Genomic DNA, 22,908 nt, shown 5'->3' with positions numbered 1-22,908 from the left:
CGGGCTAAGCCCGAGTAGAGGCCGGCCGCGGGCCGGTAGATGGAATCGCAAGAGTGGCTCGATCACGCCCCAAGGCGCAGATCGTCCTCGACGAGCCGCATCACGATGCGCCGGGCCGAATCGAGATGCGCGACCGTCATCGCGCGCGCGCCACGTGCGTTGCGTTCGCGGCACGCTTGCAGGATTTCTTCATGCTCGACCTGGAATGACGGCGTATCCGCGAGCAACGTTGTCTGAAGTCGCTCGTAGCGCTCGACCTGGCTGCGCAGCTCCGCGATCGCCTTCAACTGCCGCTCGTTGCCGCAGCATGAATACAGCAGCGCATGGAATTCGCGGTTCAGCTCGCCTTGCCGGCGCGGCACGTTCGATTCGCCGAGCAGCCTGTGCACGAGTTCGGCGCGCGCGAGTGTTTCGTCGTCGAGCCGCTTCACGCTGCGGTAGATCGCGTCGCCTTCGAGCAGCGTGCGCATGTCGTAGATCTCCTGCACGTCGGATGCGCTCAGCATCCGCACGACCGCGCCGCGATTCCTGAATATATCCAGTAATCCTTCGCGTTCGAGGCGCTGGATCGCCTCGCGCATCGGAATCCGGCTGATGCCGAAGCGTTCGGCGAGGTCGCGCTCGACGAGCCGCTCGCCTGCCTGCAACTCGCCGTTGATGATCATCTCCCGCAACGATGCAGCCACCGCGTCCGCCGTCGAATCGAGTCTGGCTTCCATGTTCCTGCGCTCCTCATTTTGGAATAATGGTATACCAAACCGCATTCCGGTGCCACAATGATGACCTCACGTTCCGATATCGAAGGAGAGCGAGATGGCGCATGGCGAACACAAGTACCGCGTGGCAGTGGAGTGGACCGGCAACCGGGGAACCGGCACGTCGGGGTATCGCGAATATGGCCGCGATCATGTGATCCGCGCGGGTTCGAAGCCGGACATTCCGGGCTCGTCGGACGCGGCGTTCCGCGGCGATGCGGCGCGCTGGAATCCGGAAGACTTGCTGCTCGCGTCGGCCTCGGCGTGTCACAAGCTCTGGTATCTGCATCTGTGTTCCGATGCGGGAATCCGCGTGCTGGCGTATGTGGACGATGCGGAAGGGACGATGCTCGACAGCCCCGGGCCGGGGCGCTTCACCGAAATCGTGCTGCACCCGCGCGTGACGATCCAGGCGGGCGACGATCGTGCGCTCGCCGAGCGGCTGCATCACGACGCGCATGCGAAGTGCTATGTGGCGAACTCCGTGAACTTCCCGATCCGGTGCGAGCCGGTGATCGAGGTCGCGGAAGCGTGATGCATGCCGGGGAACGGGCGGGGTTCGCCGCGTACCGGGCGTAACCGAAACGCGGGACGCGAGCGCACGCGTGTCTTTCGACAGGCGAGCAGGCTCGACGAAACCGGGCCGCGTCGCGTTACAACACAACCCCGTACACCTCCCGCGCCGCCGCCCGAATCGCATCGGCCATCACCTCGACAGCCGGCGACGGCAGCCGGTCCGTGCGCGTGATGATCCCGAAATCATCCATCCGGCAATCCATCTCCAGCGGCAGCACCGTGACGATTCCGTGGCGCGCATAGTACTGCGCGACGTCCTCCGCGAGCACCGCGATCATGTCGCTCTGCTCGATCAGCTGCGTGATGAACAGCAGCGCGGCCGTCTCGACCACGTTCGCGGGCGGCGCGAGGCTCGCGCGCTGGAACACCAGCTCGAAGCGGTGACGCAGCACGCTGCCGGCCGGCGGCATGACCCACGCGGCGCGCTGCACGTCGGCGAGCGACAGCGGCGCCTGCGCGAGCAGCGGATGGCCCGGCCGCACGACCGCGGCGACCGGCTCGCCGGTCAGCGGCTCGTAGCGCAGGTGCAGCTTGTCGTGTTCGGCGGACAGCCGGCCGAGCACGATGTCGAGCTTGTCCTGCGCGAGGTGTTCGAGCAGCACGTTGCTCGTGTCGATCGTCACCGACACGCGCACGTTCGCATGCGTCCCCTTGACGGCCGCGACGGCCGGCGGCACGAGCCGCAACCCCGGCGACGTGATCGCGCCCACCGCCACGTGCCCGAGATGGCCGGCCTTCAGCGCGGCCAGCTCCTCGCGCGCCTGGTCGAGGCTGCCGAGCGCCGCGCGCGCGTGGCGGATCAGCGCGTCGCCGTACAGCGTCGGCCGCATCCCGCGCGGCAGCCGCTCGAACAGCACCGCGCCGATCGATTCCTCGAGCTCGCGCAGCAGCTTCGACGCGGCCGGCTGCGTCATGCTCAGCGCGGCCGCCGCGCGGTGGATGCTGCCTTCGTCGGCGAGCGCGACGACCAGCAGGAGCTGGCGGGTCTTCAGGCGGCTGCGGTTTCCCCACGGGCTGGCTTCAGGCATCGTACGGGTTTATATCGATATCGGAATCGATATCGTAATCGCCTAAAACGTCATTAGCCAGTTATCAAAATTCTGCCTAGACTGCGCCGGTATCCCGTCACCACAGGACTGACGATGTCGGCAACGAAACCCAGGCTGCGCTCCACCCAATGGTTCGGCACCAACGACAAGAACGGCTTCATGTACCGGAGCTGGATGAAGAACCAGGGCATCCCCGATCACGAGTTCGACGGCCGGCCGATCATCGGCATCTGCAACACGTGGTCCGAACTGACGCCATGCAACGCGCACTTCCGCAAGCTCGCGGAGCACGTGAAGCGCGGGATCTCCGAAGCGGGCGGGTTCCCGGTCGAGTTCCCGGTGTTCTCGAACGGCGAATCGAACCTGCGGCCGTCGGCGATGCTCACGCGCAACCTGGCGTCGATGGACGTCGAGGAAGCGATCCGCGGCAACCCGATCGATGCGGTCGTGCTGCTCGCCGGCTGCGACAAGACGACCCCCGCGCTGCTGATGGGCGCGGCGAGCTGCGACGTGCCGGCGATCGTCGTGTCGGGCGGGCCGATGCTGAACGGCAAGCTCGAAGGCAAGAACATCGGCTCGGGCACGGCAGTGTGGCAGCTGCATGAAGCGCTGAAGGCGGGCGAGATCGACCTGCACCACTTCCTGTCGGCCGAGGCCGGCATGTCGCGCTCGGCCGGCACCTGCAACACGATGGGCACCGCGTCGACGATGGCGTGCATGGCCGAGGCGCTCGGCGTCGCGCTGCCGCACAACGCGGCGATTCCGGCGGTCGATTCGCGCCGCTATGTGCTCGCGCACATGTCGGGCATCCGCATCGTCGAGATGGCGCTCGAAGGGCTCGTGCTGTCGAAGGTCCTGACGCGCGCCGCATTCGAGAACGCGATCCGCGCGAACGCGGCGATCGGCGGCTCGACCAACGCGGTAATCCACCTGAAGGCGATCGCGGGCCGCATCGGCGTGCCGCTCGAACTCGAGGACTGGATGCGCATCGGCCGCGACACGCCGACGATCGTCGACCTGATGCCGTCGGGGCGCTTCCTGATGGAGGAGTTCTATTACGCGGGCGGGCTGCCGGCCGTGCTGCGCCGGCTCGGCGAAGGCGGGCTGCTGCCGCACCCGGACGCGCTGACGGTCAACGGCAAGTCGCTGTGGGACAACGTGCGCGAAGCGCCGAACTACGACGACGAGGTGATCCGCCCGCTCGACCGGCCGCTGATCGCCGACGGCGGGATCTGCATCCTGCGCGGCAATCTCGCGCCGCGCGGCGCGGTGCTGAAGCCGTCGGCGGCGAGCCCCGAGCTGCTGAAGCATCGCGGCCGCGCGGTGGTGTTCGAGAACCTCGATCACTACAAGGCGACGATCAACGACGAAGCGCTCGACGTCGACGCGAACTCGGTGCTGGTGCTGAAGAACTGCGGGCCGCGCGGTTATCCGGGGATGGCCGAGGTCGGCAACATGGGGCTGCCGCCGAAGCTGCTGCGCCAAGGGGTGAAGGACATGGTGCGGATCTCGGATGCGCGGATGAGCGGCACCGCATACGGCACGGTCGTGCTGCACGTCGCGCCGGAAGCGGCCGCGGGTGGCCCGCTTGCCGCCGTGCGCAACGGCGACTGGATCGAGCTCGACTGCGAGGCCGGCACGCTGCATCTGGACATTTCGGATGACGAACTGCAGCGGCGCCTGTCGGACGTCGATCCGACCGCGGCGCCAGGCGTGGCCGGGCAACTCGGCAAGGGCGGCTATGCGCGGCTGTATATCGATCACGTGCTGCAGGCCGACGAAGGGTGCGACCTCGACTTCCTGGTCGGCACGCGCGGCGCGGACGTGCCGAGCCATTCGCATTGAGCGGCGCATAGCCGCGCAGGGACGCGGACCGCGGCGGGGCCTGAGGGAAACGAGTTTTGACGCGCCGGCCTTGGTCGAGCGCGAAGCATGGGGGCACGCAAGCACTAAAGCGCTAATGCGGGCCGACCGTAAAGCTTGGGGCGTACGCAAGCGCTAAAGCGCCAACGTACGCCGACCGCGAAGCATGGGGCCCCCGTAAGCGCTAAAGCGCCAACGGTGGCCGACCGCAAAGCATGGGGCGTACGTAAGCGCTAAAGCGCCAACGTACGCCGACAGGAGACAAGATGACGACGCAGTACCCCCCCGCGCACGCCGTGGCGGACCAGTCCGATTCGCCGGCAGCCGTCGACGAACGGCAACTGACCCGCCTGCTCACGCGCAAGCTCGTGCCGTTCCTCGCGCTGATCTACGTGGTCGCCTACGTCGACCGTACCGTCGTCGGCTTCGCGAAGCTGCACATGAACGCGGCGATCGGCCTCGGCGATGCCGCATACGGACTCGGCGCCGGACTGTTCTTCATCGGCTACTTCCTGTGCGAGGTGCCGAGCAACCTCGCGCTCGGACGCTTCGGCGCGCGCGTCTGGTTCGCACGCATCCTCGCGACGTGGGGCGTGATCACGATGGCGATGGCGCTGGTACAGGGGCCGGCCAGCTTCTACGTGCTGCGCTTCCTGCTCGGCGCGGCGGAAGCCGGCCTCTATCCCGGCATCCTGTACTTCCTCACGCAATGGTTCCCGATGCGCGACCGTGCCCGCGTGATCGGCCTGCTCGTCCTTGCGCAGCCGCTCGCCGGCATCGTGACGGGCCCGCTCGCCGGTTGGCTGCTGTCGACGCACGGGCTGTTCGGCCTGTCGGACTGGCAGACGCTGTTCGTCGTCAGCGGCCTGCCGGCCGTGCTGCTCGCGTGGCCCACGCTGCGGCTGCTGCCCGAATCGCCCGCGCATGCGCGCTGGCTGAACGACGACGAGCGCCGCTGGATCGCGCGGCAGCTCGCCGCCGATCGCGACACGTATCGCCCCGATTCGCACGGCAATCCGCTCGCCGCATTACGTGACCGCCGCGTACTGCTGCTCGCCGCGCTGTTCCTGCCGTTTCCGCTGTGCATCTACGGGCTGTCGCTGTGGCTGCCGACGATCATCCACGCGTTCGGCACCGGCGATGCGGCGACGGGGCTGCTGTCCGCGGTGCCGTACCTGTTCGCGGTGGTCGGCCTGCTCGTCGTGCCGCGTCATTCGGATCGCAAGCGCGAGCGTTACTGGCACATCGTCGTCGTGTCGGCGGCCGCCGCCGTGACGATGGCCGCGAGCGCGTGGGTGCGCGAACCGGCGCTGCAGTTCCTGTTCATCTGCCTGACCGCGTTCTCGCTGTATTCGATCCAGGCCGTCGTATGGGCGCTGCCCGGCGAATTCCTCACCGGCACGAGCGCGGCGGTCGGCATCGCCGCGATCAATTCGCTCGCGAATCTCGGCGGCTACCTGGGGCCGTACGGCATCGGCCTGATCAAGGCGTCGACCGGCAGCCTCGCGGCCGGCCTGTACTTCCTCGCAGCGACGTTGCTGTTCGCGGTGCTGATGACGTTCGTGGTGCGCGCCGCGCTGCGCGCGCCCGAGCCGGCCGCGGGCACATTCGCCGGCGAATCCTGAACCCCGTGTTTTCCGGCTGAACGCCGCTTCGACCGACGCAGGACCGAACCATGACATCGAGCAGCACGCCGCGCTATCGCGGCATCTTCCCCGTCGTCCCGACGACGTTTTCCGAGACCGGCGAGCTCGACCTCGCAAGCCAGAAGCGCGCGGTCGACTTCATGATCGACGCGGGCTCGGACGGGCTGTGCATCCTCGCGAACTTCTCCGAGCAGTTCGCGATCACCGACGACGAACGCGACGTGCTCACGCGCACGATCCTCGAACACGTCGCCGGCCGCGTGCCGGTGATCGTCACGACGTCGCACTACGGCACGCAGGTGTGCGCGGCGCGCAGCCTGCGCGCGCAGCAGCTCGGCGCGGCGATGGTGATGGCGATGCCGCCGTATCACGGCGCGACGTTCCGCGTGCCGGAAGCGCAGATCTTCGAGTTCTTCGCACGCGTGTCGGACGCGATCGACATCCCGATCATGATCCAGGATGCGCCCGCGAGCGGCACCGCGCTGTCCGCGCCGTTCCTCGCGCGCATGGCGCGCGAGATCGAGCAGGTCGCGTACTTCAAGATCGAGACGCCGGGTGCGGCGAACAAGCTGCGCGAGCTGATCCGGCTCGGCGGCGACGCGATCGAAGGGCCGTGGGACGGCGAGGAGGCGATCACGCTGCTCGCCGACCTGCATGCCGGCGCGACCGGTGCGATGACGGGCGGCGGCTTTCCGGACGGCATCCGGCCGATCCTCGAAGCATTCCGCGAAGGGCGGCACGACGAGGCGTTCGCGCGCTATCAGACGTGGCTGCCGCTGATCAATCACGAGAACCGCCAGTCCGGGATCCTCACCGCGAAGGCGCTGATGCGCGCCGGCGGCGTGATCGCGTGCGAGCGGCCGCGGCACCCGATGCCGGAACTGCACCCGGACACGCGCGCGGAGCTGCTCGCGATCGCGCGCCGGCTCGATCCGCTCGTGCTGCGCTGGGCGCACTGAGCAAGTGGCGAAGGAGAAACGCAGATGAGCGACGTTATTTCACTGGGCGTGATCGGGATCGGCAAGATCGCGCGCGACCAGCATTTGCCGGCGATCGCCGCCGAACCGGGTTTCGTGCTGACCGCGTGCGCGAGCCGTCATGCGGAAGTCGACGGCGTGCGCAACTACCAGGACCTGGGCGCGCTGCTGGCCGCCGAGCCCGAGCTTGACGCCGTGTCGCTGTGCGCGCCGCCGCAGGTGCGCTACGCGCAGGCACGTGCCGCGCTCGAGGCCGGCAAGCACGTGATGCTCGAGAAGCCGCCGGGCGCGACGCTCGGTGAAGTGGCCGCGCTGGACGCGCTCGCGCGCGAACGCGGCCTCACGCTGTTCGCAACCTGGCATTCGCGCTGCGCGAGCGCGGTGGAACCGGCGCGCGCGTGGCTCGCGACGCGCACGATCCGTGCGGTCCAGGTGCGCTGGAAGGAGGACGTGCGGCGCTGGCATCCGGGCCAGCAGTGGATCTGGGAGCCCGGCGGCCTCGGCGTGTTCGATCCCGGCATCAACGCGCTGTCGATCGTCACGCGGATCCTGCCGCGCGAGCTCGTGCTGCGCGAGGCGACGCTCTACGTGCCGAGCGACGCGCAGATGCCGATTGCGGCCGACCTCGAATGCGCCGATACGCACGGCGTGCCCGTGCGCGCGGAATTCGACTGGCGGCACGGCCCGGTCGAGCAATGGGAGATCGCGGTCGACACGTCGGACGGCGTGCTCGCGATCAGCCGCGGCGGCGCGCAATTGTCGATTGCGGGCGAGCCCGTCGAGCTCGGGCCGCAGCGCGAGTACCCGGCGCTGTATGCGCAATTCCGCGCGCTGATCGCGCGCGGCGCAAGCGACGTCGACGTGCGGCCGCTGCGGCTCGTCGCCGATGCGTTCCTGTTCGGGCGGCGCGTCGGGACCGACGCGTTCGGCCGCTGATACCATGCCGGCGCGCGCCACGCGAGCGCGACCGCGCACGACGCGAGTTGAAGACCCAAGCCAACAGACAAGGAGACACCGCATGAACCGCACGACCCACACGATCCGCCGTCACACGCTGCGCGCGCTGCTGGCCGCGCTTTGCCTCGCGCCGCTCGGAATGCAGGGCGCCGCGCACGCCGACGCGCCGCTGAAGATCGGCTTCCTGGTGAAGATGCCCGAGCAGGCATGGTTCATCAACGAGCAGAACGCGGCGTCCGCGCTCGGCCAGAAGGAGAACTTCTCGGTGGTGAAGATCGGCACGCCGGACGGCGAGAAGGTGCTCGCCGCGATCGACAACCTCGGCTCGCAAGGCGCGCAGGGCTTCGTGATCTGCGCACCCGACGTGCGCCTCGGGCCGGCGATCGCGTCGCGCGCGAAGCGCTACAACATGAAGTTCGTGACGGTCGACGACCAGCTCGTCGACTCGACCGGCAAGCCGCTGCCGAACGTGCCGCACCTCGGGATGTCGGCGACCAAGATCGGCAACCAGGTCGGCCAGGCGATCGCCGACGAGATGAAGCGGCGCGGCTGGAAGCCGGAGGAAGTCGGCGCGCTGCGCGTCACCAACTACGAGCTGCCGACCGCGAAGCTGCGCACCGACGGCGCGACGCAGGCGCTGCTCGCGAACGGCTTCCGCAAGGAAAACATCTTCGACGCGCCGCAGAAGACGACCGACGACGAAGGCGGCTTCAGCGCGGCAGCGCCCGTGCTCGCGCGCCATCCGAACATCAAGAAGTGGGTGGTCTACGCGCTGAACGAGGAAACCGTGCTCGGCGCGGTACGCGCGACCGAACAGCTGCACATCCCGGCCGCGGACGTGATCGGCGTCGGCATCAACGGCGCGGGCGAGGCGTTCGCCGAGTTCCAGAAGAAGGAGCCGACCGGCTTCTACGGGACGATCGCGGTCAGCTCGACGAATCACGGCAAGGACAGCACGCAGAACCTCGTCGACTGGATCCGCAACGGCAAGACGCCGCCGGCCGACACGCAGACGAGCGGCAAGCTGATGACGCGCGCGAACTGGCAGGCCGTGCGCGCCGAACTCGGCATCTGAACGTGCGGGGCGACGACGCGATGACGATGCAGATGATGACGGCCAGTTCGCGCCACGACGACGTGGCCACGCCCGGCACCGCGCCGCCGCCCGGCGGCGCGCTGCTCGCGCTCGACGGCATCACGGTGACGTTCCCGGGCGTGCGCGCGCTCGACGGCGTGTCGCTGTCGGTGCGCGCGGGCGAGGTGCACGGGCTGATGGGCGAGAACGGCGCAGGCAAGTCGACGCTGCTGAAGGTGCTGTCCGGCGTGAACCAGCCACAGGCCGGCACGCTGACGCTGAACGGCACGGTGCAGCGCTTCGCGTCGACGCGCGCCGCGCTCGAGGCCGGCATCGCGATCATCTACCAGGAGCTGCATCTGGTCCCGGAGCTGACGGTCGCCGAGAACCTGATGCTCGGCCAGCTGCCGAGCCGGCTCGGCGTGGTCGACGAGCGCGCGCTTGCCGTGCGCGCGCTCGATGCGCTGGAGCGGCTCGGCGAGCACATCGATCCGGACATCCCGGTGAAATACCTGTCGATCGGTCAGCGCCAGATGATCGAGATCGGCAAGGCGCTGATGCGCGACGCGCGCGTGATCGCGTTCGACGAACCGACGAGCTCGCTGTCCGCGCGCGAGACGACGCAGCTGTTCCGCATCATCCGTTCGCTGCGCGCCGAGGGCCGCGCGATCATCTACGTCACGCACCGGATGGAGGAAGTCGACGCGCTGTGCGATCGCGTGACGGTGTTCCGCGACGGCCGCCGGATCGAGACGTTCGAATCGGTCGCCGAGCTCGACCGCGACCGGCTGATCGGCTGCATGGTCGGCCGCTCGATCGAGGACGTGTACGGCTACCGGCCGCGCACGGCCGGCGACGTGCTGATCGAGGCGAAGGGGCTCGTCGGGCCCGGCCTGTCCGAGCCGGTGTCGTTCGCCGCGCGGCGCGGCGAGATCGTCGGCTTCTTCGGGCTCGTCGGCGCGGGCCGTTCGGAGCTGATGAAGCTGCTGTACGGGGCGGCGCGGCCCACGGGCGGGCATGTCGAGCTGGGCGGCAAGCGCGTGGCGTTCGCGAGCCCGCGGCACGCGGTGCGCGCCGGCATCGCGCTGTGCCCCGAGGACCGCAAGCAGGAAGGCATCGTCGCGATCGCGTCGGTGGCCGACAACCTGAACATCAGCGCGCGTCGTCATTTCAGCCCGGCGCGCGTGCTGCTCGACGCGCGGCGCGAACGCGAGCTCGCGCAGCAATACATCGAGCGGCTCGCGATCAAGACCCGCGACGGCGAGACGCCGATCGGCGCGCTGTCGGGCGGCAACCAGCAGAAGGTCGTGCTCGCGCGCTGGCTGGCCGAGCGCATCGACGTGTTCCTGATGGACGAGCCGACGCGCGGCATCGACGTCGGCGCGCGCGCGGAAATCTACAACCTGTTCTACGAACTCGCGGAAGCGGGCCGCACGGTGATCATCGTGTCGAGCGATCTGGCCGAGGTGATCGGCGTGGCGGACCGCATCATCGTGATGAAGGAAGGACGGATCGCGGGCGAGGTCGCGAAGGCGCAGGCGACGCCCGACGCGCTGATCAAGCTCGCGCTGCCGCGCTAGCGGCCTGCAGTCAACCGGAAAGCAAACGTTATGAGCCAGGCAATGCAACCCCAACGCACTTCCCCGTCCCCCGATGCCGCAGCCGCGCCCGCGCGAGCGCGCGGCGGCGTGTGGCAACTGATCAACCGCTCCGGCATCGTGATGGTGTTTCTCGTGCTGTTCGCGACGCTGTCGCTGACCGTGCCGGACTTCCTCACGCCGCGCAACATCCAGGGCCTGCTGCTGTCGGTCACGCTGATCGGCTCGATCGCAGTGACGATGATGTTCGTGCTGGCGCTCGGCGAAGTCGACCTGTCGGTCGCGTCGATCGTCGCGTTCTCGGGCGTCGTCGCGTCGACGCTGATCACCGCGACGCACAGCGTCGTGCTCGGCATCGCCGCCGGCGTGCTCGCGGGCGGCGCGGTCGGGCTCGTGAACGGCGTGCTGATCGCGCGCTGGCGGATCAATTCGCTGATCGTCACGCTCGCGATGATGGAAGTCGTGCGCGGGCTCGCGTTCATCACGTCGAACGGCGATGCGGTGATGATCTCCGAGGAGCGCTTCTTCGATCTCGGCGGCGGGTCGTTCCTCGGCATCTCGTATCCGATCTGGAGCAACATCGTCGGCTTCGTCGTGTTCGGCTTCCTGTTGCGCAAGACCGTGTTCGGCAAGAACGTGCTGGCGGTCGGCGGCAACGGCGAGGCCGCGCTGCTCGCGGGGCTGCCGGTGATGCGCATCAAGATCGCGGTGTTCGTGCTGCAGGGCCTCGTGACCGGCTTCGCCGGCGTGATGCTCGCGTCGCGGATGAGCCTCGGCGACCCGAAGACGTCGGTCGGTCTCGAACTCGGCGTGATCTCCGCGTGCGTGCTCGGCGGCGTGTCGCTGACGGGCGGCGTCGCGACGATTTCCGGCGTGCTGGTCGGCGTGCTGATCATGGGCTCCGTGCAGGATGCGATGAGCCTCTTGAACGTGCCGACCTTTTACCAATATCTGATACGCGGCGGAATTCTGTTGCTCGCGGTGCTGTTCGACCAGTATCGTCGCAACCAGCGGCGCGCGATGAAGATCTGACCTGACGCACGCGCGGCCGCCTGCGAATGAGAACGATATCGGGAGACGGCATGCAACAGACTCATCCGGGCACGGCGGCAGCGCTGCTGGTCGACAGCCGCAACACGCTCGGCGAAGGCGCGACGTGGTGCGACGCGACGCTCGCGCTGTACTGGACGGACATCGAAGGCGCGCGGCTGTGGCGCTGCCGCGCGGACGGCTCGGACCTTGCGCAGTGGCCGATGCCTGAACGGCTCGCGTGCTTCGCGCTCACGCATGATCCCGACGTGCTGCTGGTCGGGCTTGCGACGCATCTCGCGTTCTTCGATCTGCGCAGCGGCGAATTCACGCGGATCGTCGACGTCGAGCCCGACCTGCCGACGCGACTGAACGACGGCCGCTGCGATCCGTTCGGCGCGTTCGTGTTCGGGATGAAGGACGAAGGCGGCGATCCGCCGCGCGCGGTCGGCGGCTTCTACCGGCTCAATCCGGACCTCACGCTCGAACGGCTTGCATTGCCGGCGGCCGCGATCGCGAACAGCATCGGGTTCTCGCCGGATGGGGCGAAGATGTATTTTTGCGATTCGATGGTGCGCGAGATTCTCGTCTGCGATTACCGCGCGGGCGGCGACGTGGCCGACGTGCGGCCGTTCGTGCGGCTCACCGATGCGGACGGCGACCCGGACGGCTCGATCGTCGATCGTGACGGCGGGCTGTGGAACGCGCAGTGGGGCGGGCGGCGGGTGGTGCGTTATGGGCCGGACGGGATCGAGACGAATCGCGTTGAAGTGCCGACCGCGCAGCCGAGTTGCGTTGCGCTCGACGGTGACGGTCGGCTGTATGTGACGAGTGCGCGGGTTGGGCTGAGCGATGATGCACTGGCGAGCGATGCGCACGCGGGCGGTGTGTTCGTCGCGCAAACGCGGCATACGGGGTTGGCGACCGCGCGGTTCGCGGGGACGCGTACTGGATGAATGGCGAGTGCTATCGGCTGGCAACCCGAAGTTGCACAGAATGACGAAAGCCCCCGGCTTGTGAAGGTTCGGGGGCTTTTCTTTTGCACACACTCACCACAATTAAAATAAAGGTAGTCGGGCGCGAATCCAATCCCATTTGGTAGGCGGAATCGCAAGTAACTGCATCACATCGCTGCTTGAGCTATCGTAATATACGATTCCGCCGACACCATCTACCAGTTCTCGCTCAGTTGCCGAATTTACGTAGTATGAAAAATAGCGTTGAGCGCGCAATTCCCCAGTTCCGTCAAAAAGCTGAAGCCTCACTTCATGCCCATTCCGAACATTCGCTCCGCACAACTTTGCGTAATATTCCACACCTCCAAATTCTTTCTTCCCTCCATTCAGTTCTTTTTCAAAAAAATCACACCGACCATAATTTGGCCTGGTCATATGAATGGAAAGGCCAATCACTAAAAGCACAAGAGTGGCTAGCCCAGTGATTCGGAGGGCGCTAATCTGCATATTTCGCCAAGTTTTATTTCGACAGGTTTCTTCAACTTCAGATAGACGGGTTTTGAATATATCATAAAGTCCCCGCCCCTATGATGCTTGGCGCGCCTTTTTTACGTCAGCCATAAATAGATTTCGCCAATAGAATAATTGCCTGTTTCGGAATATTTGGTAATTAACAAAATTCTCGTCTCATGCTAACCCTTGTTGATTCCGGTATCGCAGTCACTCCGCCATGTGAAGATTGGAATGAAGCTGTTCTTTTACCCCATCGCGAAGTGGCGAACCATTTTCAAGATGAGAATCGATTGTTTTTGGTAATTTAATTAGTGTGCCGATCGATGATTTCGTACTTATACGAGGCAATTGACAACATGGAGGAACGCTGAGCGTGATGTCGCGACTATGCGTTCGTCCCCCCACCTGCTGGTAAGATGGCCCGCAATTCCATCCAGCACGCGCCATGAGTTCCACTCCGACCAAGCCCGCGAAACCGAAAAACGCCGCGACGAGCGCCACGGCCGCCGCCGGGAAAAGCGCCGCCCGCGCGACGGGCGACAAGCCGAAGGCGCGCGTGCAACAGCGCCTGACCTACGTGATCGGCGGCCTCGACCGGCTGCTGCGCCGTCACATGACCGACGCGCTCGCGCCGCTCGGCATCACGCTCGCGCAATACACGGCGCTGTCGGTGCTCGAGGCGCGCGGCGCCTCGTCGAACGCGCAGCTGGCCGAGCGCTCGTGGATCACGCCGCAATCGGCGAACGAGGTGATGAGCGTGATGGCCGCGCGCGGTTTCGTCACGCGCGAGGCCGACCCGTCGCACGGCCGCATCATCCTGCTGACGCTGACCGACGCGGGCGCGGCGATGCTGCGTGAATGCGAAGCCGTGCTGCGCCCGCTCGAGGCGCGCATGCTCGGCGACATCTCCGCCGACGACGCCGCGCACGTGCAGCGCGCGCTCGAACTGTTCTCGCGCAACCTGCGCGGCTGATCCCTTTCCGAACCTGACGACGCGGGCCCGTGCGGCCCGCGTTGGCCGCGCACGCGCCGTCGCCGGTCGCCCGACCGCGCCCCGATTCCCTCGTCACCACCGCTTTCCGCTCCGGGTTTACACCGGCGCTCATGCCGCTTGCAATATCAGGTAGCCTGATATTAAATGAAGCCGTCCGCAGCAGGAATGCTGCGCACCGAATCGCACAGGAACGAACGACAGGAACGAACGACAGGAACAGACATGAGCAAGTACGACAACCGCTGGCAGACCGTGAAAGTGAACGTGGAGGCCGGCATCGCGTGGGTCACGCTGAACCGCCCCGAGAAGCGCAATGCGATGAGCCCGACGCTGAACCGGGAGATGCTGGAGGTCCTCGACGCGGTCGAGTTCGACGACGAGGCGAAGGTGCTGGTGCTGACCGGCGCGGGCGCCGCGTGGACGGCCGGCATGGATCTGAAGGAATATTTCCGCGAGATCGACGGCGGCTCCGACGCGCTGCAGGAAAAGGTGCGGCGCGACGCGTCGGAATGGCAGTGGCGCCGCCTGCGGATGTACAACAAGCCGACGATCGCGATGGTGAACGGCTGGTGCTTCGGCGGCGGGTTCTCGCCGCTCGTCGCGTGCGACCTCGCGATCGCGGCGGACGAAGCGGTGTTCGGGCTGTCGGAGATCAACTGGGGCATCCCGCCGGGCAACCTCGTCAGCAAGGCGATGGCCGACACGGTCGGGCATCGCCGCGCGCTGCACTACATCATGACCGGCGACACGTTCACCGGCGTGGAAGCGGCCGAAATGGGCCTCGTGAACAGCAGCGTGCCGCTCTCCGGCCTGCGCGACGCGACGATCGCGCTCGCCGCGCGGCTGATGGACAAGAACCCGGTCGTGCTGCGTGCCGCGAAGCACGGCTTCAAGCGCTCGCGCGAACTCACGTGGGAGCAGTGCGAGGATTACCTGTATGCGAAGCTCGACCAGGCGCAGCTGCGCGATCCGGAGCGCGGCCGCGAGCAGGGGCTGAAGCAGTTCCTCGACGACAAGACGATCAAGCCGGGCCTGCAGGCATACAAGCGCTGATACGGGCGCCGAAGCAACCGCCAACGCAGCCGCAAGAGACAGGCAAGGCAGGAGACGACATGACCGACAGACGGATGCTGATCGCGGGCGAGTGGTGCACCGCCCGCGACGGCCGAACCTTCGACCGATTCAACCCCGCGACGGGCGCGCTGGCGTCGCGCGCGCCGGCGGCCGGCGTGGCCGACGCCGACGCGGCGATCGACGCCGCGCACCGCGCATTCCCCGCGTGGGCGGCGCTCGCGCCGACCGAACGGCGCCGCCGGCTGCTGAAGGCGGCCGACCTGATGGACGCGCGCATCGACGAGATCATCGCGACCGGCGTCGCCGAAACCGGCGCGACGCCCGGCTGGCTCGGCTTCAACGTGACGCTCGCGGCGAACATGCTGCGCGAGGCCGCGTCGATGACGACGCAGATCGACGGCGACGTGATCCCGTCCGACGTGCCCGGCAATCTGGCGCTCGCGATGCGCGTGCCGTGCGGCGTCGTGCTCGGCATCGCGCCGTGGAACGCGCCGGTGATCCTCGGCACGCGCGCGCTGGCGATGCCGCTCGCGTGCGGCAACACCGTCGTGCTGAAGGCGTCCGAGGCGTGCCCGGGCGTGCACGCGCTGATCGGCGCGGTGCTGGATGAAGCGGGGCTCGGCGCGGGCGTGGTCAACGTGATCACGCACGCGGCGGCCGATGCACCCGCAATCGTCGAGCGGATGATCGCGCATCCGCACGTGAAGCGGATCAACTTCACCGGGTCCACGCACGTCGGGCGCATCATCGCGCGCCATGCGGCCGCGCACCTGAAACCCGTGCTGCTCGAACTCGGCGGCAAGGCGCCGGTGCTCGTGCTCGACGATGCCGATCTCGATGCGGCCGTCGACGCGATCGCATTCGGCGCATTCTTCAACCAGGGGCAGATCTGCATGTCGACCGAGCGCGTGATCGCCGCGCGGCCGATCGCCGATGCGCTCGTCGAACGCCTCGCCGCGAAGGCGCGCACGCTCGTCGCCGGCGATCCGCTGGCGGGCCATGCGCTCGGCACGATGGTCGATGCGGCGGCCGCCGCGCGTGCCGCGTCGCTCGTCGAGGATGCGCGTGCGCACGGCGCGCGCCTGCCGCTCGGTTGCCGGATCGAGGGCGCGACGATGCAGCCCGCGATCGTCGACGGCGTCACGCACGACATGCGGCTCTATCGCGAGGAATCGTTCGCGCCGGTGGTCGCAATCATGCGCGCGGACAGCGACGACGAAGCGGTCGCGCTCGCGAACGACAGCGAGTTCGGGCTGTCGGCGAGCGTGTTCAGCCGCGACATCGCGCGGGCGATGACGGTCGCGCGCCGGATCGAATCGGGGATCTGCCACATCAACGGGCCGACCGTGCACGACGAGGCGCAGATGCCGTTCGGCGGCACGAAGGCGAGCGGCTACGGTCGCTTCGGCAGCCGCGCGTCGATCGCCGAATTCACCGAGCTGCGCTGGATCACCGTGCAGACCACGCCGCGTCATTACCCGATATGAGCGAGCCGACGATGAATGTTGCGACGCCCGCCAGCGGGCAGGTAAATGAAACGGGCGGCGTGCGTTATCGCGCGGCGGCCGTCGCGGTCGGCGCGGCCGAGATTCGCCGCGCGGACAACGGCGCGTGGTACCTGCGCTCGCGCGAACCGCTCGGCGACTACCCGACGCGCGTGACCGACTGCCTCGTGCGCGGCGCGCAAGCGCACCCCGACCGCGTACTGGCGGCACGCCGCGGTGCCGACGGCCGCTGGATCGCGCTCACCTATGCGCAGATGCTCGAACGCGCCCGCGCGATTGGACAGGGCCTCGTCGATCTCGGGCTGTCGGTCGAGCGTCCGCTCGCGGTGCTGTCCGGCAACGATCTCGAGCATCTGCAGCTGATGTTCGCGGCGATGCTGGCCGGCGTGCCGTACTCGCCGATCTCGCCCGCGTATTCGCTGGTGTCGACCGACTACGGCAAGCTGCGTCACACGCTCGGCGTGCTGCGGCCGGGCGCGGTATTCGTCGCGGAACGCGCGCCGTTCGCGCGTGCGCTCGACGCGACGTTGCCGGCCGATGCGGCGCTGATCGTCGCGCACGATGCCGATGCGGATACCGACGGCGACGCGGCGGGCCGCATGGTGCCGCTGTCGCGCCTGCTCGCGACCGTCCCGCGCACGATCGACGCGATCCATTCGGCGCTCGGCCCCGACCATCTCGCGAAGATCCTGTTCACGTCGGGTTCGACGAAGCAGCCGAAGGCCGTGCCGACCACGCACCGGATGCTGTGCAGCAACCAGCAGATGCTGCGCCAGACGATGCCCGAGCTGACGCGCGAGCCGCCGGTGCTGGTCGACTGGCTGCCGTGGAATCACACGTTCGGCGGCAGTCACAACCTCGGCATCGCGCTGTACAACGGCGGCTCGCTGTACATCGACGACGGCCGCCCGGTGCCGGGCCGCTTCGACGAAACCGTGCGCAACCTGCGCGAGATCGCGCCGACCATCTACTTCAACGTGCCGAAGGGCTGGGAAGAGCTGACCGCCGCGCTCGAACGCGACGCGGCGTTGCGCGACACGTTCTTCTCGCGCGTGAAGCTGTATTTCTTCGGCGGCGCGGGGCTGTCGCAGGCCGCGTGGGACCGGCTCGACCGCGTGACCGAAGCGCATTGCGGCGAACGCATCCGGATCATGGCCGGCCTCGGGATGACGGAGGCGTCGCCGTCGTGCCTGTTCACGACGGGGCCGCTGATGCGCGCCGGCTATATCGGCCTGCCCGCGCCCGGCTGCGACGCGAAGCTCGTGCCGTGCGGCGACAAGCTCGAGCTGCGTTTCAAGGGGCCGAACGTGATGCGCGGCTACTGGCACGCGGACGTCGATCCGCGCGACGTGTTCGACGACGAAGGCTATTACCGCAGCGGCGATGCGGGGGTCTTCGCCGATCCGCAGCGGCCGGAACTCGGGCTGCTGTTCGACGGCCGGCTCACCGAGGATTTCAAGCTGAGCAGCGGCACCTTCGTCAGCGTCGGGCCGTTGCGCGCGAACGCGGTGTCGAGCGGTGCGCCGTACGTGCAGGACGTGGTCGTCACCGGTATCGATCGCGACGACATCGGCCTGCTGGTGTTTCCGCGCGTCGATGCGTGCCGCGCGCTGGCGGGGCTCGCGGCCGATGCGTCCGTGACCGACGTGCTCCGCGCGCCGGCCGTGCGCGCGGCGTTCGCGGCATGGCTTGCCGTGCTGAACCGGCATGCGAGCGGCGGTTCGACGTTCGTCGCGCGCATCCGGCTGATCGACACGCCGCCTTCGCTCGATCTCGGCGAAGTGACCGACAAGGGTTCGCTGAACCAGGCGGCCGTGCAGAAGCATCGCGCGGCGACGATCGACGCGCTGTACGACCCGGCGCGACGCGATCCCGACGTGATTTACGCGTAAGCAGAAGCAGACCGAAGCAAACCGAAGCAAGCAGGCACGACGACCGGCCGGCCACGATACCGGCAGGCATTCTTGCGGCCAGCGAATCAGGCTGCCTGATAAGGGAGGCCGTTCGGACGACACCGCGCGCGCCGCTCCGCCACTGGCCGGCGGCGGCGCGCGGCGGCCGTTGCAGGGCCGACGACTACAAGACATGGGATTGGAGACAGACACGATGAACACCTACGTTGCCGAAAAACCCACGGTCGCGACCACGCTCGCGCTGTGTTTCGCGATCGCCCTTCTCGAAGGGCTCGACCTGCAGTCGGTCGGCGTCGCCGCGCCGCGCATGGCGCGCGAATTCGGGTTGAGCGTGTCGCAGATGGGCATCGCGTTCAGCGCGGGCACCTTCGGGCTGCTGCCGGGCGCGATGCTCGGCGGGCGGCTCGCCGACCGGATCGGCCGCAAGCGCGTGCTGATCGCGTCGGCCGTGCTGTTCGGGCTGCTGTCGATCGCCACCGCGCAGGTCTCGACCTTCGCGATGCTCGTCGTCGTGCGCGTGCTGACCGGCATCGGGCTCGGCGGTGCGATGCCGAACCTGATCGCGCTGTCGTCCGAAGCGGTCGAGCCGCGCTCGCGCAGCAGCGCGGTGGCGACGATGTACTGCGGCATCCCTTTCGGCGGCGTGATCGCATCGCTGATCGGCGTGCTGCTGGCCGGCGACACCGAATGGCGGCACATCTTCTACGTCGGCGGCGTGGGGCCGCTGCTGCTCGTGCCGCTGCTGGTGTGGTTCCTGCCGGAATCGCGCGCGTATCTCGACGTCGCCGGCACGCCGGCCGCGCGCGCGAGCGTCGCGCGCACGCTGTTCGGCGACGGCCGCACGACGTCGACGGTCGCGCTGTGGATCAGCTACTTCTGCACGCTGATCGTCCTCTACTTCCTGCTGAACTGGCTGCCGTCGCTGATGGCCTCGCGCGGGCTCGATCGCGCGCACGTCGGCCTCGTGCAGATCGCGTTCAACGTCGGCGCGGGGCTCGGCGCGCTCGGCATCGGCGCGGCGCTCGACCGGATGCGCGCATCGCGCGTGGTCGGCGGCATGTATGTCGGGATCGTGCTGTCGCTCGCCGCGCTCGCGGCCGCACCCGGCTTCGCGTCGCTTGCCGCGGCCGCGTTCGCGGCCGGGATGTTCGTGGTCGGCGGGCAGTCGGTGCTGTATGCGCTCGCGGCGATCTATTACCCGACCGCGATGCGCGGCACGGGCGTCGGCGCGGCGGTGGCCGTCGGTCGGCTCGGTTCCGTCGTCGGGCCGCTCGCGGCCGCGACGCTGCTCGCCGCCGGCCGCAGCGCGCCCGTCGTGATCGGCGCGAGCATCCCCGTCACGCTCGTCGCGGCCTTCGCCGCATTCGTGCTGATTCGCCGCCCGCAAGCCGGCGACTGAGCTTGCGTTTTTTTCGATGCGCGCCGTCAGAGCGCGCGATTCAACAAGGTCTGGAGACACGACGACATGAAGACGAAGACAAGGAACGGCCTGCTGGCCGCCGGCGCGTGCTGCGCGCTCGCCGCGCCGGGCGCGCACGCGCAGTCGAGCGTGACGCTGTACGGGATCATCGATACGGGCGTCGAGTTCGTGTCGCACGCGAACTCGGCCGGCGACCACGTCGTGCGCATGCCGGGCGTGACGGGCGAACTGCCGTCGCGCTGGGGCCTGCGCGGCACCGAGGATCTCGGCGGCGGCTACCAGGCGGTATTCACGCTCGAAAGCGGCTTCAACGTGCGCGGCGGCGATCTCGGCCAGGGCGGCCGGCTGTTCGGGCGGCAGGCGTTCGTCGGGCTGAAGAGCGGCTTCGGCACGCTCGCGTTCGGCCGCCAGTACACGATGACTTATCTCGCGCTGCAGGGCGCGGACATCATCGGCCCCGACATCTACGGGCTCGGCTCGTTCGACGCGTACGTGCCGAACGGCCGCGCCGACAACGCGGTGACCTACGTCGGCACCTATCGCGGCGTGACGCTCGGCGCCGCATATTCGTTCGGCCGCGACGGCGCGGGCACCGGCAACTCGCCGGGGCAGGGCACGTGCGCGGGGCAGGTGCCGGGCGATGCCGTCCAGTGCCGCAACTGGTCGGTGATGCTCAAGTACGACAGCGCGTATTTCGGCGCGGCGGCGTCGTACGAGGAGCAGCGCGGCGGCACCGGCGCGGCCGCGAACTTCTTCGATGGCGTGGCGCCCGTTCCTTTCACGAGCAGCGGCGGCAAGGACGCGCGCACGCACGTGAGCGCGTATGCGCAGGCGGCAGGCGCGCGGATCGGCGCGGGCTGGATCGGGCGGCGCGTGTCGACCGGTTCGCCGGCCGCGCCCGGCGCGCATTCGGACCTGTTCTTCCTTGGCGCGTCGTATGCGGTGAAACCCGATTTCGTCGTCGACGGCGAAGGCTACCGGATCGTCAACAGCGCGCACGACACGCGCGCGACGATGGCCACGCTGCGCGCGACCTATCTGCTGAGCAAGCGCACGGCCGTCTACGCGCAATCGTCGTATCTGTGGAACAGCGCGCATGCACGCTACGCGGTCAGCGGCGGCGGGCCCGGCACGATACCCGGCGCAGGGATGGGGCAGCTCGGCGCGATGGTCGGCGTGCGGCACATGTTCTGATCCGGCAGCCTGACGAACGGGAGCTATCTTGAACAAGAAATCTGCATTCCTCTGTATTGCGCCGCTGTCCGCGGCGGCCATGCTCGCCGGCTGCGGCGGCGACGATTCGGTCAGCGCCACACCGACGCACCTGAGCGCCGCTACGCCGGCCGCGATGGCGCAGACGTGCGACGCGCTCGCCGCGAAGCTCGCGTATGCGAACACGTCGTTCACGTCGGTGACGACCGCGGCCGCCGGCGCGCTGGCGGTGGCTGGCAAGCCGATCGCCGAACATTGCGTGATCGAAGGGAAGATGAACGAGCGCGTGAGCGCGGTGGACGGCAACACCTACGCGATCGGCTTCGAGATGCGCTTGCCGAAAGCGTGGAACGGTCGCTTCTTCTACCAGGCGAACGGCGGGCTCGACGGCAACGTCGTGACCGCGACCGGCGAGGTCGGCGGCGGCGGGCCGCTGACCGATGCGCTGAACCAGGGCTTCGCGGTGATCAGCTCGGATTCCGGGCACAGCGCCGCGCAGAACCCGCTGTTCGGCCTCGATCCGCAGGCGCGGCTCGATTACGGCTACGGCGCGGTCGACGCGCTCACGCCGATGGCGAAGCAGGTGATCCGGCTCGCATACGGGAAGACGCCCGACCGCAGCTATTTCGGCGGCTGCTCGAACGGCGGCCGGCACGCGATGGTCACGGCGGTGCGCAACGCGGGCGACTACGACGGGATCATCGCGGGCGATCCGGGCTTCCATCTGCCGAAGGCGGCGATCGGCGAGATGTACGGCGCGCAGCAGTTCGCGAAGATCGCGTCGGCGACCGGGACGAACGGGCTGCCGGACATCCGCAGCGGCTTCACCGATGCGGAGCGCCGGTTCGTCGGCGCGAAGATTCTCGACAAGTGCGATGCGCTCGATGGCGTGGCCGACGGGATGGTGCAGGACGTCGCCGCGTGCCAGGCGCATTTCAGCGTAGAGACGGATGTCCCGACCTGCGCGAACGGCACGCGCACCGGCGCGTGCCTCACGACCGCGCAGAAGAGCGCGCTCGAGAACGTGTTCGGAGGCGCGCGCAACAGCGCGGGCATGGCGCTCTATGCGAGCTTTCCGTACGATCCCGGCATGGCCAGCGGCGGCTGGGCCGCGTGGAAGCAGTCGAATTCGGTCACGCTCGACCCGGCCGCGATGGCGTTCACGTTCATGACGCCGCCGAAAACCGCCGCGACGCTCGCGAACCTCGCCGGCTTCGCGCTCGGCTTCGACATGGACAACGACGCGCCGGCGATCTTCGCGACGAACGGCGTGTACACGCAATCGTCGTGGTCGTTCATGACGCCGCCCGACGAGACCAACCTGTCCGCGCTGAAATCGCGCGGCGCGAAGTTGCTCGTCTATCACGGCACCGGCGACCCGGTGTTCTCGTTCAACGACACGAGCGACTGGTACGGGCGGCTCGCGCAGGCGAACGGCGGCGACGCGTCGGGCTTCGCGCGCTTCTATCCGGTGCCGGGCATGAACCACTGCTCGGGCGGGCCGGCGGCCGACCAGTTCGACATGCTGACGCCGCTCGTCGCGTGGGTCGAGCAGGGGCAGGCGCCCGCGGCGATCGTCGCCACGGCGCGCGACACGACCAACGCGGTGCCGAACGCGGACGTGCCGACGTCGTGGGGCGCGGGGCGCACGCGGCCGTTGTGCCCGTATCCGCAGGTCGCGCGCTACAACGGCTCGGGCGACGTGAATTCGGCGGCGAGCTTCAGTTGTCGATGATGTAGGGAAGGGGGATGTACCGACGCGCGGAAGCTTCGGTACATTCGCCGCTGTTCGGTAG

At 68.3% G+C, this 22,908-nt stretch carries 19 protein-coding genes and 1 pseudogene; 16 read left to right on the top strand and 4 right to left on the bottom strand.

The genetic code is table 11. The annotated features are described in order from the left end of the window. Positions 1-62: 62 nt before the first annotated feature. On the bottom strand, positions 63-719 hold the full coding sequence (locus NQV17_RS14550; RefSeq protein WP_257772801.1) for a GntR family transcriptional regulator: 657 nt from the start codon (positions 717-719) through the stop codon (positions 63-65). A 94-nt stretch (positions 720-813) separates the two neighbouring features. On the opposite strand from NQV17_RS14550, the gene NQV17_RS14545 reads away from it, so the two are divergent. Beyond that, positions 814-1,290, top strand: coding sequence for an OsmC family protein (locus NQV17_RS14545; protein WP_124485997.1), 477 nt, complete (start codon positions 814-816; stop codon positions 1,288-1,290). A gap of 118 nt (positions 1,291-1,408) precedes the next feature. On the opposite strand, the gene NQV17_RS14540 is transcribed toward NQV17_RS14545, so the two are convergent. Beyond that, positions 1,409-2,359: a LysR family transcriptional regulator gene (locus tag NQV17_RS14540; RefSeq protein ID WP_257772800.1), complete on the bottom strand. Its 951-nt coding sequence runs from the start codon at positions 2,357-2,359 to the stop codon at positions 1,409-1,411. 114 nt (positions 2,360-2,473) lie between these two features. Between NQV17_RS14540 and NQV17_RS14535 the strand changes: the two genes are divergently transcribed. The 8 genes from NQV17_RS14535 to NQV17_RS14500 all read left to right on the top strand — a co-directional run bounded on the left by NQV17_RS14535 (position 2,474) and on the right by NQV17_RS14500 (position 12,481). Then, positions 2,474-4,225, top strand: a complete 1,752-nt coding sequence (locus NQV17_RS14535; protein ID WP_257772799.1) for an IlvD/Edd family dehydratase — start codon at positions 2,474-2,476, stop codon at positions 4,223-4,225. A 284-nt stretch (positions 4,226-4,509) separates the two neighbouring features. Next, positions 4,510-5,868 (top strand): MFS transporter, encoded by a 1,359-nt coding sequence (locus tag NQV17_RS14530; RefSeq protein WP_257772798.1) that lies wholly within the window; start codon positions 4,510-4,512, stop codon positions 5,866-5,868. 50 nt (positions 5,869-5,918) lie between these two features. Further along, positions 5,919-6,848, top strand: a complete 930-nt coding sequence (locus NQV17_RS14525; protein ID WP_044847381.1) for a dihydrodipicolinate synthase family protein — start codon at positions 5,919-5,921, stop codon at positions 6,846-6,848. A gap of 24 nt (positions 6,849-6,872) precedes the next feature. Further along, entirely contained in the window at positions 6,873-7,802 is a 930-nt protein-coding gene (locus NQV17_RS14520) for a Gfo/Idh/MocA family protein (RefSeq protein WP_044847380.1), read from the top strand. Positions 7,803-7,884: 82 nt separating this feature from the next. Then, positions 7,885-8,898 carry an arabinose ABC transporter substrate-binding protein gene (locus NQV17_RS14515; RefSeq protein ID WP_124486002.1) on the top strand — a complete coding sequence of 338 codons (1,014 nt, stop codon included), beginning with the start codon at positions 7,885-7,887 and terminating at the stop codon, positions 8,896-8,898. Positions 8,899-8,918: 20 nt separating this feature from the next. Continuing rightward, positions 8,919-10,478, top strand: a complete 1,560-nt coding sequence (gene araG / locus NQV17_RS14510) for an L-arabinose ABC transporter ATP-binding protein AraG (protein ID WP_257772844.1) — start codon at positions 8,919-8,921, stop codon at positions 10,476-10,478. 30 nt (positions 10,479-10,508) lie between these two features. Then, positions 10,509-11,528, top strand: coding sequence for an L-arabinose ABC transporter permease AraH (gene araH / locus NQV17_RS14505; protein ID WP_044847378.1), 1,020 nt, complete (start codon positions 10,509-10,511; stop codon positions 11,526-11,528). A gap of 50 nt (positions 11,529-11,578) precedes the next feature. Continuing rightward, entirely contained in the window at positions 11,579-12,481 is a 903-nt protein-coding gene (locus NQV17_RS14500) for an SMP-30/gluconolactonase/LRE family protein (protein WP_257772797.1), read from the top strand. Positions 12,482-12,583: 102 nt separating this feature from the next. On the opposite strand, the gene NQV17_RS14495 is transcribed toward NQV17_RS14500, so the two are convergent. Continuing rightward, positions 12,584-12,988: a hypothetical protein gene (locus NQV17_RS14495; protein ID WP_257772796.1), complete on the bottom strand. Its 405-nt coding sequence runs from the start codon at positions 12,986-12,988 to the stop codon at positions 12,584-12,586. Beyond that, positions 12,955-13,071, bottom strand: a pseudogene (locus NQV17_RS14490) (hypothetical protein); the annotation flags it as partial. The pseudogene NQV17_RS14490 and the gene NQV17_RS14495, both read right to left, overlap by 34 nt. A gap of 368 nt (positions 13,072-13,439) precedes the next feature. On the opposite strand from NQV17_RS14490, the gene NQV17_RS14485 reads away from it, so the two are divergent. The 7 genes from NQV17_RS14485 (at position 13,440) to NQV17_RS14455 (ending at position 22,847) form a co-directional block, all read left to right on the top strand. Then, entirely contained in the window at positions 13,440-13,967 is a 528-nt protein-coding gene (locus NQV17_RS14485) for a MarR family winged helix-turn-helix transcriptional regulator (protein ID WP_257772795.1), read from the top strand. Positions 13,968-14,210: 243 nt separating this feature from the next. After that, the gene (locus tag NQV17_RS14480) at positions 14,211-15,041 is read left to right on the top strand and encodes a p-hydroxycinnamoyl CoA hydratase/lyase (RefSeq protein WP_257772794.1); all 831 of its coding nucleotides are present in this window, start codon (positions 14,211-14,213) and stop codon (positions 15,039-15,041) included. A 59-nt stretch (positions 15,042-15,100) separates the two neighbouring features. Then, positions 15,101-16,549 carry an aldehyde dehydrogenase gene (locus tag NQV17_RS14475; RefSeq protein WP_257772793.1) on the top strand — a complete coding sequence of 483 codons (1,449 nt, stop codon included), beginning with the start codon at positions 15,101-15,103 and terminating at the stop codon, positions 16,547-16,549. Next, positions 16,546-18,459, top strand: a complete 1,914-nt coding sequence (locus tag NQV17_RS14470; protein ID WP_257772792.1) for a feruloyl-CoA synthase — start codon at positions 16,546-16,548, stop codon at positions 18,457-18,459. Before NQV17_RS14475 ends, NQV17_RS14470 begins: the two co-directional genes overlap by 4 nt. Before the next feature lie 214 nt (positions 18,460-18,673). Then, complete coding sequence (mhpT, locus tag NQV17_RS14465) at positions 18,674-19,879, top strand: 3-(3-hydroxy-phenyl)propionate transporter MhpT (protein ID WP_257772791.1); 1,206 nt, start codon at positions 18,674-18,676, stop codon at positions 19,877-19,879. A gap of 66 nt (positions 19,880-19,945) precedes the next feature. Then, the gene (locus NQV17_RS14460; RefSeq protein WP_257772790.1) at positions 19,946-21,094 is read left to right on the top strand and encodes a porin; all 1,149 of its coding nucleotides are present in this window, start codon (positions 19,946-19,948) and stop codon (positions 21,092-21,094) included. Positions 21,095-21,122: 28 nt separating this feature from the next. Next, a complete protein-coding gene (locus NQV17_RS14455; RefSeq protein WP_257772789.1) occupies positions 21,123-22,847 on the top strand; it encodes a tannase/feruloyl esterase family alpha/beta hydrolase in 1,725 nt (574 codons plus the stop codon). Positions 22,848-22,908: the final 61 nt, after the last annotated feature.

The sequence above is a fragment of the Burkholderia sp. SCN-KJ genome, from assembly GCF_024656005.1.
Taxonomy (GTDB): Bacteria; Pseudomonadota; Gammaproteobacteria; order Burkholderiales; family Burkholderiaceae; genus Burkholderia.
The sequence above is the reverse complement of the archived record's forward strand: the minus strand, read 5'-3'. Positions and strand labels throughout refer to the sequence as shown.

Excerpts from the sequence above, each read along its gene's own strand:
- NQV17_RS14525 (WP_044847381.1), top strand. The coding sequence starts at position 5,919 with ATGACATCGAGCAGCACGCCGCGCTATCGCGGCATCTTCCCCGTCGTC.
- NQV17_RS14515 (WP_124486002.1), top strand. The coding sequence starts at position 7,885 with ATGAACCGCACGACCCACACGATCCGCCGTCACACGCTGCGCGCGCTG.
- NQV17_RS14530 (WP_257772798.1), top strand. The coding sequence starts at position 4,510 with ATGACGACGCAGTACCCCCCCGCGCACGCCGTGGCGGACCAGTCCGAT.
- NQV17_RS14535 (WP_257772799.1), top strand. The coding sequence starts at position 2,474 with ATGTCGGCAACGAAACCCAGGCTGCGCTCCACCCAATGGTTCGGCACC.
- NQV17_RS14470 (WP_257772792.1), top strand. The coding sequence starts at position 16,546 with ATGAGCGAGCCGACGATGAATGTTGCGACGCCCGCCAGCGGGCAGGTA.
- NQV17_RS14545 (WP_124485997.1), top strand. The coding sequence starts at position 814 with ATGGCGCATGGCGAACACAAGTACCGCGTGGCAGTGGAGTGGACCGGC.
- NQV17_RS14460 (WP_257772790.1), top strand. The coding sequence starts at position 19,946 with ATGAAGACGAAGACAAGGAACGGCCTGCTGGCCGCCGGCGCGTGCTGC.
- araH (WP_044847378.1), top strand. The coding sequence starts at position 10,509 with ATGAGCCAGGCAATGCAACCCCAACGCACTTCCCCGTCCCCCGATGCC.
- NQV17_RS14550 (WP_257772801.1), bottom strand. The coding sequence starts at position 719 with ATGGAAGCCAGACTCGATTCGACGGCGGACGCGGTGGCTGCATCGTTG.
- mhpT (WP_257772791.1), top strand. The coding sequence starts at position 18,674 with ATGAACACCTACGTTGCCGAAAAACCCACGGTCGCGACCACGCTCGCG.
- NQV17_RS14540 (WP_257772800.1), bottom strand. The coding sequence starts at position 2,359 with ATGCCTGAAGCCAGCCCGTGGGGAAACCGCAGCCGCCTGAAGACCCGC.
- araG (WP_257772844.1), top strand. The coding sequence starts at position 8,919 with ATGACGATGCAGATGATGACGGCCAGTTCGCGCCACGACGACGTGGCC.
- NQV17_RS14475 (WP_257772793.1), top strand. The coding sequence starts at position 15,101 with ATGACCGACAGACGGATGCTGATCGCGGGCGAGTGGTGCACCGCCCGC.
- NQV17_RS14480 (WP_257772794.1), top strand. The coding sequence starts at position 14,211 with ATGAGCAAGTACGACAACCGCTGGCAGACCGTGAAAGTGAACGTGGAG.
- NQV17_RS14520 (WP_044847380.1), top strand. The coding sequence starts at position 6,873 with ATGAGCGACGTTATTTCACTGGGCGTGATCGGGATCGGCAAGATCGCG.
- NQV17_RS14485 (WP_257772795.1), top strand. The coding sequence starts at position 13,440 with ATGAGTTCCACTCCGACCAAGCCCGCGAAACCGAAAAACGCCGCGACG.
- NQV17_RS14495 (WP_257772796.1), bottom strand. The coding sequence starts at position 12,988 with ATGCAGATTAGCGCCCTCCGAATCACTGGGCTAGCCACTCTTGTGCTT.
- NQV17_RS14500 (WP_257772797.1), top strand. The coding sequence starts at position 11,579 with ATGCAACAGACTCATCCGGGCACGGCGGCAGCGCTGCTGGTCGACAGC.